The organism is Arenivirga flava, from assembly GCF_030161575.1.
In the GTDB taxonomy this organism is placed as follows: Bacteria; Actinomycetota; Actinomycetes; order Actinomycetales; family Microbacteriaceae; genus Arenivirga; species Arenivirga flava.
In genome coordinates this window covers 391,933-404,625 of sequence record NZ_BSUL01000001.1, presented here as the reverse complement: position 1 = coordinate 404,625, position 12,693 = coordinate 391,933, and the positions used below count along the sequence as shown (strand labels likewise).

Here is a 12,693-nt window from a genome sequence, read left to right as displayed (position 1 = left end):
TCGACCGCTCCGGGTTTCCGGGGCGCACGTCGAACGCTCGAGAGGGGCGTCGAATCCGTTCAGAGCCCGCCGAGCAGCAGGATCCCGCCGCCGACCACGTAGGCCGCGCCCGTCACCGCGGCCACGACGGCGGTGATGCGGGCCCCGAGCGCATACCCGGCGACGCCGAGCACCAGGGCGGCGATTCCCGCCGGCACGAGCAGGCGGATCGCGAGGGCGACGGGCTCGAGGATCGCCGAATCCCCAGCCTCGTGCTCGAGGGCGCCCACCACGATGGCACCGACCCCGGCGATGAGGATGGGCGCGGCCAGGACCAGCATGGCGACGGTCATCGTCACGAGCGTCGCGCGCTCCCGCGCGCTGCGCCCGTCGCTCATCCGCCGCTCGCGCGGAGCGCTCACACCGCCATGCCCGGCGCGCTGGCGCGCACCTGCTCGTACCGCGACGACCGACCGCCGACGGTCGGGCTGACCGCGGCGACGGAACGCCGGATCTTCACGCGGCTCAGCGGGTCGAAGATGAACTCCGAGCAGCGCTCGAGCTGCACGGACCGGAGCAGCTCGTCGGCGGCGGCCTCCGCGTCCCCGCGCATAGGCAACACGCTGCGAGCGAGCAGATTGCCGTGCACGTCGCGCAACTCGACCACCGCGCGGGGCTCACCCTGCCCGGCGGGCTGCTCGAAGGCGACCACCTGCTCGGCGAGTCCGAGCGCCTCGCCACCGAGCGTGAGGAAGGTCGGCACGCTGGCGGAGGAGCCCAGCTCGCTGCGCCGGGTCATCGGGTCACCGCGGCAGGGACGGTGGAGAAGGTCGGAGCGATCATGATGCGGATACTCCCTCGGTCGGTCTGCAGGTCACCCATTGGGGGGAGCGTCCCACTTCGTTAGACCTTCTAACAAGTCAGCGATCGACCGATCGCGCGGGGCGGATAGCCGGCGTCCGGCGCGGCCCTCGTAGCCTGGGCCCGTCGATCGATGCGCGAGGAGAGCCCGTGGACGCCGCCACCCTGTTCCATCCCCCGGTCGGCCCGGTCCGCGGACGCCGCCACGGCGAGGTCGTCCGGGCCACCGGCATCCCGTACGCCCGCGCGCAGCGTTTCGCCGCGCCGACGCCCGAGCCCGAGTGGACGGAACCGTTCGACGCACGCCATCCGTCCCCCGCCAGCCCGCAGCCGCCGGCCGTGCTCGAGGAGGTCATCGGCGAGCAGTCGGGCGGACTGCCGCAGCGCGAGCACTGCCAGCACCTCTCCGTCACCGCACCCGCCGACCGAACCGACGGCGAGCTGCTGCCGGTGATGGTCTGGGTCCACGGCGGCTCCTACGTGAGCGGCGCCGGTGACGCGCCCGTCTACGATCCGTCCGTCCTCGCTGCGGAGCAGCGCGTCGTCGTCGTCACCGTCACGTACCGGCTGGGCCTGCTCGGCTACCTCGGCGGCGGCGGAGAGCGGATGGCCAACCTCGGTCTGCTCGACCAGCTCGAGGCGTTCCGGTGGGTGCAGCGCAACATCGCGGCCTTCGGCGGCGACCCGCGCCGGGTCACCGCGTTCGGGCAGTCCGCCGGCGGCGACGCCGTGCTCCATCTCATGGCGACGGAGGGCGCCCGGCAGCTCTTCTCCCGCACCATCGTGCAGAGCGCCCCGCTCGGCGTCACCCGCGGCCGCGCCCGCATGAGCGCCGCCATGCTCGCCGCGAGCCGCGATCTCACCGCCGACACCCCGATCGCCGACGTCGTGGCGGCGCAGGCCGCCGTGCTCACCGCGGGCTCGACCTTCGGCATGCCCTCGCTCATGCCGTTCGGCATCCAGTACGGGCACGCTCCCCTGCCCGCCGAGCGCGAGGTACGCCGCCGGTGGGCTTCGGTCGCGCCGGACATCCCCCTGCTCATCGGCACGACGGCGCAGGAGACCAACCTCTTCCTCACCGCGGTGCCCGCGCTCGAACGCCTCGCGGCCCTGCCCCTCATCGGACGCCCGCTCGCCGCCGCGCTCAGCGCGCTCATGACGCAGCTCGTCTACGAGGCCCCCGCCCGCCGCTTCGTGCGCGCCTACCGCGCCGCCGGCGGCCGCGCCCTGCGCTACCGCTTCACCTGGTCGGCCCGCCGCAACCGCTACCGCTCCTCGCACGCGATCGAGGTGCCCTTCGTCCTCGGCACCGAGCAGCTCGCCATCACCCTGCTCCCCTACCGCGGCGCCGACCTCGCCGAGCTCCGCCGCGTCGGCACCGCCATCCGCACGGTCTGGGCCGACTTCGCCCGCGGCGACGGGCCGCGCGCGACGCCCGTGGCGCGCGAGGTGCTCAGGCTCTACTGATCAGCGGAGGCGTCATCGTTACGCCGCCGGTTCAGCAGGGTCTCCCGCACCCACTGCACGATGCCGGCGATGAGGATGCCGAGTCCGGTGACGGCGCCGATGAAGAGCAGGAAGCCGAAGCGGCCGGTGCCGAGAGCCGGCGCGACGAAGGCGGCGAACGCGATGATCCCGACGCTGACGGTGGTCAGGAGCAGGCCGACGCCGACAGCGAGCTCCGGGGACATACCCCACACCTTCGGTCGACGCAGCTCCCCCATGGCTCGAACCGTAGCGAGCAGCGACGCGGATCGGGCCGATGACGCGCCCGGACGCCGTTCGACGGAACACGACTGGTGCGGCACCGATCAGGATGGATCCAGCTGCTCCCGCAGACTGTCGGTGACGTCGAGTTTCGACCGCCAACGATCGGGCCAGCCGGCCCGCAACCACGTCGCCTGAGGTTCTTACCCTCGCTCGCCGAGCCAGCGCACCTCGTCGATAGCGCGTTCCTGCCGACCGATCACCACGTCGACCACATCGATCGGCTCCTGCCATCCGTACCCGTCGAGGAAGGCATCGATCCGCGCTCGACGGTCCAGGTCGTCGCCGAAGCCCCGGCGTCGCAGTTCGGCGCTGTCGGTCTCGAACGGCGCGAGCCGTTCGAGCGCGTAGGCCACATCGCTCAGGCGCTCCGCCGGGCGGGCGACGTCCCAGTCGAACAGCCCGACCGCTGCCGCATCCCGCCACGCGAAGTTGGCCGGCTGCGGATCCCCGTGACAGATGATCGAGCCACCCTCCGCGGGTACGGCCCAGAGCGCCCAGCGCGGCGGACGCCAGGTCGCCGTGGCGTCGTGGACGCGCCGGAGGAGGGCGCCTGCAGAGGCGACCGCATCCGTCGTGACCTGGTGGTTCCAGGCATCCGCGCCCGCGTCCCCTGGTACGAGGCGCACGTACTCGTAGACCTCGTCCACGCGCACCGGCTCGGGCACGGGCAGGTCCGAAGCCCGGAGATGATGCAGCAGCGCATGGATGGTCTCCGTCCACGCCGCTCGCGGCCTGCACACCAGGTCTCCGTCGATGAGGATCTCGCGATGGTCGACCACGCGACGAAGGTCCCCGTCCTCGCGGAGTTTCCGGGGAATCTCGACCCGATGCCAGGCACATGGGCTTGTCTGAGCGGAGGCACGTGCCGATCCCCGGTGAGAGGAAGCGCAGATGACCATACGACTCAGCCACCCCGAAGGCCTCCTCGAGCAAGACGACTACGCGCCGGTGGCGGTGGCCAGCGGCTCCAGGTTCATGCTCCTCGCCGGCCAGGCCGGCGTCACCCCCGCCGGCGCGCCCGCCTCCGACGATCTGGCGGGTCAGGTCGAGGCGGCGATGGCGAACATCGCCGCTGGTGTGCGGGGGCTGGCGGCACCCCGGACGACGTCGCCCGGCTGACCGTCTACGTCGTGCGCTGGGAGCAGGAGATGGCGTCCGCACTGTTCGACGGCCTCTCCCGGGCGCAGGAAGCGCACGGCTTCCGCACGCCCCTCCCTCCGCTCACCGTCATCGGGGTGCACTCGCTGTGGACGCCGCCGCTCCTCGTCGAGATCGAAGCGACCGCGGTCCTCGACTGACTCGCGACCCGGTTCCGCCCTCGGGGCGGGCCCATCGGCGCTGGCCGCGTCCGTTGCGACGTCGCAATGGAGCCTGCAGGATTCACGCTCGACAACCGACTGCGCCATGAGCTCATCCAGCTCCTGGTTGGCTCGCATCGACGGGACATCGACGCCGGTCGCCGGTGAGCACGAGACGAGACCTCTTCGCGACCAGTAATGATGTTCGAGGCGCAGCGGCAAGTCGGGAGCGCGAGGCTAGCCGAGGTGCAGCGGACCGGTCATCATCGCGCCAACGCCGACCACCCGTACCGCCCCGATCACGGCGACGACGACGACGACGACGATCGTGCTGAAGCCACGCCTCCTGCGATTAGCGATCCTCGAGAGAACGCCAGCGAGCTGAATGAGTTCACCGCGGGGAGTGCTGCAGACGAAAGGCTGCTCAGCGGTCATACAGTGGCGTGATCAGCGCCACACCGAATCGAGCCTCACATTAGTCTCGCTCTCGTCCATCCATCCACACCCGCGCCGATATACAGGACAGGGGTTCGTGCTCGGCGTCCGGCCAGTGCAGCAGAAAGCCGCCACCGAACGTAGCGTTCGACCCGGCGACGCGTGCGCCGTTCGCATCTACTGCGCGAGCTTTGCACTCCTGGAACAAGTATTCGGAGTACCGGTCTGACTGTGTGAACTGTACGAACTTCTGATCTCAAGGGGCGTCAGATCGAACGAAGTTTTCTACACATCCAAAGATAACTCCACTGATCAGGTTGGGGCAGCTCATGCACCGCCAGACATGATCAAGAAGAATATTGTGAATGCCGACACTCTGATGTTTTTTGTCACGAGTGGGAATTTCCTCACTAGCCAGCACTGTCTCTTCGAGGGGGAGCCGGCTGGGCGACCCGCGCCGTTAGTGATCTCAAGAAGCTGACAGTGGATCATGAAACTGTTCCCGAGTTCATAACACAGGGCAGGGCAGAGCTCCCCCTTCTCAACGCCACATCTGGGACGATTGAGCTGACGGGCAGCACGTATCTGTACCTCGTCCGCCGGGTACTCAATCCCATGCTCGAGCACATCAACAGAGCTCGCTCAATCGACGAAGAAGAACTGTTATCACCGTTCATGGACGCCGACATCCCTACAAAGTCCATTCAAGCCCGGAAGGGCGAGACGACAGAAGACTATTTCGACCGCGAGGTAGTTGAGCACTGGAAGCTACATGTGGAACCTGCCGTAACTGACTATGTCGAGGCGCACCTCCGGAGTGAGCGCAAACGGACTCGCATCTCACGAAAGATAAAAAAGAAGCCGAAGTAGAACTTCGGAGTCAAACGCGTTCAGGCCTCAGGGGCACCCGCGCTGCGTGACTTACTGGGTTGCCGGGTTCGCTTCGCGTCCACCGCACGCGGCAGTAGCGCTGCCGCTTCCAAGCCGTCGGATGTTGGCCGGGCTGCCAGAAGCTGTCAACTGTGTCGTCATCTTGTCCCCCTTTTTCCCTACGGCTAGTTGTACTTCCTTGGGAGGTTGTGAACGTTGGGGGCGTTAGCGAAGGCCTCCGGGACGATGTGAGTTACGACACACATCACCATCCACGGAGGCCTTCGTGACCCACGCTAACGCGCCATTCACCCCGGAGGGCAGGACTCGTCTTGCCCGGTTGATCGTCGAGGAGGGCTGGTCGGTGCGCCGTGCTGCGGAGCGGTTTCAGTGCTCGCCCGCGACCGCGTCGCGTTGGGCTGCCCGGTTCCGGGCCGGGCAGGCGATGACGGACCGGTCCTCAACGCCGCATCGTTCGCCATCGCGGACGACGCGGCGGCGGGAGCGGCGGATCGTCGCGCTGAGGTTCACCCGCCGTTGGGGTCCGCACCGCATCGGCTACCACTTGCGCATCCCGCGCTCCACGGTCGAGCGGGTCCTGGCCCGCTACCGGATGCCACGCCTGGTGCATCTCGATCAGGCCACCGGGCTCCCCGTTCGCAAGGCTGCCCCGGTCCGGATGGAGGCGACCCGGCCGGGCGAGCTGGTCCACATCGATATCAAGAAGCTCGGGCGCATCCCTGACGGCGGCGGGCACCGGATGCTCGGCCGCACGGTCGGGAACCGGCACAACAAGAAGCGGGGCCGGGGTTACGCGTTCCTGCATCACGCGATCGACAGCTACTCGAGGTTGGTCTACTCCGAGCAGCACACGGACGAGCGCAAGGAGACCGCGGCCGGGTTCTGGTTGCGGGCGCGGGCGTTCTTCGAGACCGCGGGCTTCACCGTCAGCGCGGTGATGACCGATAACGGCTCTTGCTACCGCTCCCGCGTCTTCGCGACGGCGCTCGGCGACGTCAAGCATCGACGCACCCGCCCCTATCGGCCACAGACGAACGGGAAGGTCGAGCGCTTCAACCGCACCCTCGCGACCGAGTGGGCCTACGAACGGCTCTACTCCACCGACGAAGCCCGCTCAGCGACCTACGTCGACTGGATCCACCACTACAACCACCACCGGCCCCACACCGGGATCGGCGGGCTCACGCCCGCCGACCGCGTTCACAACCTCACTGGGAACTACAGCTAGCTCGCAGCGCCAGAGCACTTGCGTGGAGCCAATCAGCTTGTGTGCTGAGCGTGCACCTGGTCCTGCAGCTCGCAAACGACGAGGGTTGTTTCATCAAAGCTGCCGCGTTCGGCGTTTCGGTCGGGCTGACAAGCATTTTCCACTGGCTCGCGGGTTCGGGTTCTCGGTGCCGAACGACAGAGACAGCGAAGGCCGGCCGCCACTTCGTGACGGTCGGCCTTCGCTGTCTCGGTCGGGCTGACAGGATTTGAACCTGCGACCCCTTGACCCCCAGTCAAGTGCGCTACCAAGCTGCGCCACAGCCCGTGACTTGCCCCGCGATCGCTCGTTGGGCCTCCGAAAGCTTAGCGCCTTTCCGCGGTCTCCGATGACCACGAATGGCTACAGGTGTAGATTTAGGCCGACACAACGAGGAGGTCCGGCATGGGACGAGTCAGCGGCAAGGTCGCACTGATCAGCGGAGCAGCACGAGGCATGGGCGCGGAGCACGCGCGACTGCTGGTGCAGGAGGGCGCCAAGGTCGTGATCGGCGACCTGCTCGAGGCGGAGGGCGCGGCGCTCGTCGAGGAGCTCGGCGCCGAGAACGCGGCCTTCGTGCGGCTCGACGTCACCGACTACGGGCAGTGGGAGACCGCAGTGCAGGTCGCGGTCGACACCTTCGGACGCCTCGATGTGCTCGTCAACAACGCCGGCATCGCCAACTTCGCGCTCATCGAGGACTACACCCTCGAGCAGTGGCGGCAGATCATCGACATCAACCTCAACGGCGTCTTCTATGGCTTGAAGGCCGCGATCCCGGCGCTGAAGGAGTCCGGCGCCGCATCCGTCATCAACATCTCGTCGACGGCGGGTCTCAAGGGCGTGCCGGCGCTGCCCGGCTACACCGCCGCCAAGTTCGGCGTGCGCGGGCTCTCGAAGGAGGCGGCCCTCGACCTGGGGCGGTACAACATCCGCGTCAACTCGGTGCACCCGGGCAACATCCGCACGCCGATGACCGACGGGCTCGGCGTCGACCAGTCGCGGGTGGCGCTGGGGCGCATGGGCGAGTCGCTCGAGTTGAGCAACCTCATCCTCTTCCTCGCCAGCGACGAGTCCTCCTTCTCCACCGGTGCCGAGTTCGTCGCCGACGGCGGCGAGACCGCGGGCCTGGCCGCGCCGGTCGAGTAGGCGCACGACACGAGCGGATGGCGGTGCCCGGCCCGGGCGCCGCCAGCCGCCATACTGCGGTGGGCCCGTGATGCGGCCCGGCACCGAAGGCAGCGAGGAAGCACCGTGAGCACGACCCCGAGCGACGACCCCCGCGCCGTGCGCACCCGCGAGCGGCTGCGCGAGGCGCTGCGCCAGCTCGTCGCCGACGAGGACTTCAGCCGCGTCGGCGTCGCCGAGCTCTGCCGGGAGGCCGGCGTGCACCGCACCACCTTCTACGGCCACTACGACGGCGTCGGCGACGTGGCCGCGGACCTCTACGCCACCACCATCGACGAGCGCAGCGCCGTCGACATCCCCGCCTCCGACTCGGTCGCCGATCTCGCCCTGCGCTACCGCGAGGCCCTCGTCGGCATCCTGGAGGCCGTGCAGGCCGAGCGCACCGCCTTCCGCTCGCTGCTCGGCTCCTCCGTGTCGCTCGGGTTCCGCCGCCGCATGCTCACCGGCTTCGTCGAGCGCGCCGAGCTCGCCATCGGGGTGCTGCGCGAGCACGGCCTCGCCGCCGACGTCGATGTCGAGACCGCCTCCGCCGTCATCGGCGGCGGCATGGTCGGCGCCATCGAGGCGTACGCCTTCAGCGACGAAGCGGATGCGCTCGGCTACGCCCAGCGCGTGCAGACGCACCTGCCCGCCTGGTTCCCGGTGCCCTGAGCCGCCCGCATCCGCTCGACCACCGGCCAGCGGTTCGTCCGGGAGGCGGATGCGCATATCCACCGGATGGCGCACAATGAGGGTGACTCATCGACGAGCCCCGGGAGGGACCATGGACGCACGGCAGCGGCGCAGCCGCGACGCCCTCGGCAGGGCCGTGCTGCGGCTCGCGGCGGAACGCCCGATCTCCGCGATCAGCGCCAGCGAGATCGCCCAGCTGGCCGAGCTGAACCGCTCCACCTTCTACCAGCACGCCGAGTCGCCGCCCGACCTGCTGCGCCTCATCGTCACCGAGCAGCTCGACGCCATCCGCACCCGCCACCTCGAGGGCGCCACCCGCGACACCATCGGCGTGGCCATCGCCAGCGCGACCACCGCCGTGCTCGACCACGTCGAGCACTACGACCAGGTCTATGTGCGCGCGCTCGGCGCCGAGGGCGAGAGCGCACTGCACTCCACGCTCAGCCGCCACTTCCGCGCCAGCATCGAGCTGCTCGTCGAGCGCGGTGCACTGCCGATGCCGGACGGCCAGTTCCTGCGCAGCGCTGCGGCACGGTTCATCGCCGACGGCTCCGTCGGCCTCATGGACGTCTGGCTGCGCGCCCCGGCGCCGCGCGACCGCGCCGCCTACCTGCGCGCCTTCGCCGAGCTCGCGCCCGAGTGGTGGCCGCTGCGCGCGGAGCTGCCCGCCTAGGCTGAGCGGATGCCCGTCATCCGCGTCTCCGCAGCCCTCATCACCGACGACGCCGGCCTCGCCCTGATGGTGCGCAAGCACGGCACCTCGGCGTTCATGCAGCCCGGCGGCAAGCCGGAACCGGGCGAGAGCGCCGCGGACTGCCTCAGCCGCGAGCTCGCCGAGGAGCTCGGCGCGGTCATCCCCGCCGAGCAGCTCGAGTACGTGGGCCTCGTCCGCTCCGACGCCGCCAACGAGCCCGGCCACGCCCTCGAGGCCGAGGTCTTCCGCGCCGACGTGCGCGGCCCCTTCGCCGTCGCCGCCGAGATCGCCGAGCTGCGCTGGGTCGACCCGCACGACTGGGGCGACCTGCACGTCGCCCCGCTCAGCGCAGAGCACCTGCTGCCGCTGCTCGCCGAGGAGCGCCCCCGCGACGTGCTGCCCGAGGCGCACTCGTCGCCCGTCGGAGAGGCGGGAGAAGCGGATGCGGATGCGCCGACGTCCAATCCCGCACGCACCGCCGCGGCGTCATCCGCGCAGCCCCGGTCCGCCGCCCCGCTCCCCCGCGCGCTCCCGGTCGACCCCGAATGCGTCATCTGGTCAACCCCCGACCACGAGGCGGCCCTTGCCGCCGGTGCCCCGCTCGTCCTGCTGCTGCACGGCTACGGCAGCCACGAGCGCGACCTGGCCGGCCTCACCCCGTACCTGCCCGAGGGCGTCGTCACGGCGGCGCCGCGCGCCCCGTTGCCCGCCGGCCCCGGCTTCGCGTGGTTCCCGCTCGCCGAGCCGGGTGTGCCCGACGCGGACGCTGTGACCGAATCCGCTCTGGGCGTGCTCGACTGGCTGGACACGCTCGACGCCACCGGGCCCGTCGTGCCCCTCGGCTTCTCGCAGGGCGGCGCCATGGCGCTGCAGCTGCTGCGCCTCGCCCCGCGGCGCTTCGCCGGCGCGGTCAACCTGTCGGGCTTCGCGGCAGGGGGCTCGCTCGAAGGCGACGCCGTGCTCGCCGAGCGCACCGTGCCGGTGTTCTGGGGCCGCGATGAGGCCGACCCGGTCATCGCTCCGGTCGCCATCGAGCGCACGAACGCGTGGCTGCCGCGTCATGCGCTGGTCACCCGCGAGCTCTACCCGGGCATCGCCCACGGCATCAGCCGCGAGGAGCTCGACGACGTGCGCGCGTTCCTCGCCCCGCTGCTCGCGCGCTGAGGGGCCGCGCCCGCGTCGCATCCGCTCGCCGTCCTGCCCGGCGCGCCTCGGCGCAGGCCACTGACCTCATGGCCACCGACCTCATGGCCACCGAGCAGAAGACCTTCCCGAACCCGGACGCCGCCGAGCAGGATCTGGCTGCGGTCGAGCCTGTGCGCCGCCAGCACGACTCCCGGGCCCTGATCGAGCGGATGCGCGCCGTCACGCGCGCGGACCCGCAGCTCTGGGGCCTCACGATCGTCGGCGTCGGCCGCTACACCTACCGGTAGGCGAGCGGCCACTCGAGCGAGACCGCGACGGTCGCGTTGTCCGGGCGCAAGACGTCGCTCGTGCTCTACGGCCTGCAGGATCACCCCGAATCGCGCGCGCTCGTCGAATGCCTCGGCACCGTCAAGCTCGGCGCCAGCTGCCTCTCCGTCACCCGCCTCGTCGGCGTGGACGCGCTCGTGCTCGACGAGCTCATCCGAATGGCCTGGAACCGCCCCGACCACGTCGAGGGCTGAGCTCCTCCGCTGCAGTTCGCAGCGCTCCGCCTCCGTGCGCGCTCGCCCCGCGAGGCGCATCGTTGCCACGTGTCGCCCTGCTGCGAGCGCCAGAGCACGCCGAGTGGCAACGTTCCCGCCGGGTGACGTCCCGGGCGTGCAGGATCACCTCCCGGGGCTTCGAGGGGACAGCACTTGCTCCCCAAAGCCCCGGCACGAGCACCTCCCGTCCCCTCGCAGCCGCGCACGCCGAGGCCCGTACCCCGAGGGGACAGCACCTGCTCCCAGAACGCCCGGGACGAGCACCTTCCGTCCCCTCGAATGCCGAAGGCGGGCCGGAAGAACTCCGACCCGCCCTGCGAGCACCGCGCTTCCTCTTTTCGCGGAAGAGGAGCGCGCTGCGCGCGCCCGTTCTCCTACCGGGCGCGAGACGCGCCCGGCGTATGAGCAGGAAGCCCCGAAAGGGGCTTCCTGGAAGCACTGCGCTAGCGCTTGCGCTTCTCCCTCACACGCATGTTGACCACGATCGGCGTGCCCTCGAAGCCGTAGATCTCGCGCAGGCGGCGCTGGATGAAGCGGCGGTACTGCGGGTCGAGGAAGCCGGTCGTGAAGAGCACGAACGTCGGCGGGCGGGTCGAGACCTGCGTGCCGAACAGGATGCGGGGCTGCTTGCCGCCGCGCACCGGGTGCGGGTGCTCCGCGGTGAGCTCGGCGATGAGCGCGTTGAGCTTGCCGGTCGGGATGCGGGTGTCCCAGCTCTCGAGTGCGAGCTCCAGCGCGGGCACGAGCTTCTCGAGGTGGCGGCCGGTGCGCGCCGAGATGTTCACGCGCGGCGCCCACGCGACGTGCGCGAGGTCCTGCTCGATCTCGCGTTCGAGGTAGCGGCGGCGGTCGTCGTCGAGCAGGTCCCACTTGTTGAAGGCCAGTACGAGGGCGCGGCCGCTCTCGAGCACCAGGTCGATGATGCGCAGCTCCTGCGTGGAGATCTCCTCGGTCACGTCGATCATCACGATCGCGACCTCGGCCTTCTCCAACGCGGCCTGCGTGCGCAGCGAGGCGTAGAAGTCCGCTCCCTGCTGCAGATGCACGCGCTTACGGATGCCGGCGGTGTCGACGAAGCGCCACACCTTGCCCAGGATCTCCACCTGCTCGTCCACGGGGTCGCGGGTGGTGCCCGCGAGCTCGTTGACGACCACGCGTTCCTCGCCCGCGGCCTTGTTGAGCAGCGAGCTCTTGCCCACGTTCGGGCGGCCGAGGATCGCGACGCGGCGGGGCCCGCCGACCTCCTCCTTCGCCACGGCCGAGACCTTCGGCAGCACGGTGAGCACGTGGTCGAGCAGGTCGGCCACGCCGCGTCCGTGCAGAGCGGATGCGGGGTGCGGCTCCCCCAGACCCAGGTTCCAGAGCGACGCCGCCTCGGCCTCCTGGCGCACGTCGTCGACCTTGTTGGCGACGAGGATGACGGGCTTCTTGGAGCCACGCAGCATCCGCACGACGTGCTCGTCGGTGGCGGTGGCGCCCACGTTGACGTCGACGACGAAGAGCACGGCGTCGGCGAGGTCGACGGCCACCTCGGCCTGGGCGGCGACGGAGGCGTTGATGCCCTTGGCGTCGGGCTCCCAGCCGCCGGTGTCGACGAGGGTGAAGCGGCGGTCGCTCCACTCGGCCTTGTACGAGACGCGGTCGCGGGTGACGCCCGGCTTGTCCTCGACGACGGCCTCGCGGCGGCCGAGGATGCGGTTCACGAGCGCGCTCTTGCCCACGTTCGGTCGGCCCACGATCGCCAGCACCGGCAGGGCCGGCAGGTAGGTGATCGCGTCGGGGTCGTCGCCCGCGGCGTCGAGCAGCGCGAGGTCCTCGTCGTCGAGGTCGTAGTCCTCGAGCCCACGACGCAGGGACTCGGCGCGCTGCGCGGCCTCGTCCTCGTCGATGCCGTCGAGTCGCTCGACGAGCTGCGGGTCCAGCTCGGGGTGCGCGTCGACGTCGTTGATGTCGTCGTGGTTGCTCATATCG

At 70.3% G+C, this 12,693-nt stretch carries 17 protein-coding genes and 1 tRNA gene; 12 read left to right on the top strand and 6 right to left on the bottom strand.

Going from position 1 to position 12,693, the window contains the following annotated elements; all coding sequences use genetic code 11:
- Nucleotides 1-59: 59 nt before the first annotated feature.
- Both QQK26_RS02035 and QQK26_RS02030 read right to left on the bottom strand, forming a co-directional pair.
- Entirely contained in the window at nucleotides 60-401 is a 342-nt protein-coding gene (locus QQK26_RS02035) for a hypothetical protein (RefSeq protein WP_284229521.1), read from the bottom strand.
- The gene (locus QQK26_RS02030; protein ID WP_284229519.1) at nucleotides 398-778 is read right to left on the bottom strand and encodes a hypothetical protein; all 381 of its coding nucleotides are present in this window, start codon (nucleotides 776-778) and stop codon (nucleotides 398-400) included. The genes QQK26_RS02035 and QQK26_RS02030 overlap by 4 nt, the downstream gene beginning before the upstream one ends.
- 212 nt (nucleotides 779-990) lie before the next feature.
- Here QQK26_RS02030 and QQK26_RS02025 point away from each other — a divergent pair, with 212 nt between their 5' ends.
- A complete protein-coding gene (locus QQK26_RS02025; RefSeq protein WP_284229517.1) occupies nucleotides 991-2,307 on the top strand; it encodes a carboxylesterase family protein in 1,317 nt (438 codons plus the stop codon).
- Here the strand turns inward: QQK26_RS02025 and QQK26_RS02020 are convergent.
- Both QQK26_RS02020 and QQK26_RS02015 read right to left on the bottom strand, forming a co-directional pair.
- Nucleotides 2,301-2,531 (bottom strand): hypothetical protein, encoded by a 231-nt coding sequence (locus QQK26_RS02020; RefSeq protein WP_284229515.1) that lies wholly within the window; start codon nucleotides 2,529-2,531, stop codon nucleotides 2,301-2,303. The genes QQK26_RS02025 and QQK26_RS02020 overlap by 7 nt on opposite strands.
- Nucleotides 2,532-2,750: 219 nt before the next feature.
- Nucleotides 2,751-3,389: a phosphotransferase gene (locus tag QQK26_RS02015; RefSeq protein WP_284229513.1), complete on the bottom strand. Its 639-nt coding sequence runs from the start codon at nucleotides 3,387-3,389 to the stop codon at nucleotides 2,751-2,753.
- 112 nt (nucleotides 3,390-3,501) lie between these two features.
- Here QQK26_RS02015 and QQK26_RS02010 point away from each other — a divergent pair, with 112 nt between their 5' ends.
- The 5 genes from QQK26_RS02010 (at nucleotide 3,502) to QQK26_RS01990 (ending at nucleotide 6,462) form a co-directional block, all read left to right on the top strand.
- Nucleotides 3,502-3,729: a RidA family protein gene (locus QQK26_RS02010; RefSeq protein ID WP_284229511.1), complete on the top strand. Its 228-nt coding sequence runs from the start codon at nucleotides 3,502-3,504 to the stop codon at nucleotides 3,727-3,729.
- Nucleotides 3,730-3,758: 29 nt separating this feature from the next.
- The gene (locus tag QQK26_RS02005; RefSeq protein WP_284229510.1) at nucleotides 3,759-3,908 is read left to right on the top strand and encodes a RidA family protein; all 150 of its coding nucleotides are present in this window, start codon (nucleotides 3,759-3,761) and stop codon (nucleotides 3,906-3,908) included.
- A 198-nt stretch (nucleotides 3,909-4,106) separates the two neighbouring features.
- Nucleotides 4,107-4,355, top strand: a complete 249-nt coding sequence (locus tag QQK26_RS02000; RefSeq protein WP_284229508.1) for a hypothetical protein — start codon at nucleotides 4,107-4,109, stop codon at nucleotides 4,353-4,355.
- Between the two features lie 471 nt (nucleotides 4,356-4,826).
- Nucleotides 4,827-5,213, top strand: coding sequence for a hypothetical protein (locus tag QQK26_RS01995; protein WP_284229506.1), 387 nt, complete (start codon nucleotides 4,827-4,829; stop codon nucleotides 5,211-5,213).
- Nucleotides 5,214-5,499: 286 nt separating this feature from the next.
- Complete coding sequence (locus QQK26_RS01990; RefSeq protein WP_284229504.1) at nucleotides 5,500-6,462, top strand: IS481 family transposase; 963 nt, start codon at nucleotides 5,500-5,502, stop codon at nucleotides 6,460-6,462.
- A gap of 232 nt (nucleotides 6,463-6,694) precedes the next feature.
- Here QQK26_RS01990 and QQK26_RS01985 read toward each other — a convergent pair.
- Nucleotides 6,695-6,768, bottom strand: a tRNA-Pro gene (locus QQK26_RS01985).
- Between the two features lie 117 nt (nucleotides 6,769-6,885).
- On the opposite strand from QQK26_RS01985, the gene QQK26_RS01980 reads away from it, so the two are divergent.
- The 6 genes from QQK26_RS01980 (at nucleotide 6,886) to QQK26_RS01955 (ending at nucleotide 10,701) form a co-directional block, all read left to right on the top strand.
- Complete coding sequence (locus QQK26_RS01980) at nucleotides 6,886-7,629, top strand: SDR family oxidoreductase (RefSeq protein WP_284229501.1); 744 nt, start codon at nucleotides 6,886-6,888, stop codon at nucleotides 7,627-7,629.
- A gap of 105 nt (nucleotides 7,630-7,734) precedes the next feature.
- Entirely contained in the window at nucleotides 7,735-8,319 is a 585-nt protein-coding gene (locus QQK26_RS01975; protein WP_284229499.1) for a TetR/AcrR family transcriptional regulator, read from the top strand.
- 112 nt (nucleotides 8,320-8,431) lie between these two features.
- Entirely contained in the window at nucleotides 8,432-9,013 is a 582-nt protein-coding gene (locus QQK26_RS01970) for a TetR/AcrR family transcriptional regulator (RefSeq protein WP_284229498.1), read from the top strand.
- 9 nt (nucleotides 9,014-9,022) lie between these two features.
- On the top strand, nucleotides 9,023-10,198 hold the full coding sequence (locus tag QQK26_RS01965) for an NUDIX domain-containing protein (protein ID WP_284229496.1): 1,176 nt from the start codon (nucleotides 9,023-9,025) through the stop codon (nucleotides 10,196-10,198).
- Nucleotides 10,199-10,266: 68 nt separating this feature from the next.
- Nucleotides 10,267-10,467, top strand: a complete 201-nt coding sequence (locus QQK26_RS01960; RefSeq protein ID WP_284229494.1) for a hypothetical protein — start codon at nucleotides 10,267-10,269, stop codon at nucleotides 10,465-10,467.
- A 36-nt stretch (nucleotides 10,468-10,503) separates the two neighbouring features.
- The gene (locus QQK26_RS01955; RefSeq protein WP_284229492.1) at nucleotides 10,504-10,701 is read left to right on the top strand and encodes a hypothetical protein; all 198 of its coding nucleotides are present in this window, start codon (nucleotides 10,504-10,506) and stop codon (nucleotides 10,699-10,701) included.
- A 464-nt stretch (nucleotides 10,702-11,165) separates the two neighbouring features.
- Here QQK26_RS01955 and der read toward each other — a convergent pair whose 3' ends face one another.
- Nucleotides 11,166-12,689, bottom strand: coding sequence for a ribosome biogenesis GTPase Der (gene der / locus QQK26_RS01950; RefSeq protein ID WP_284229490.1), 1,524 nt, complete (start codon nucleotides 12,687-12,689; stop codon nucleotides 11,166-11,168).
- Nucleotides 12,690-12,693 lie beyond the last annotated feature (4 nt).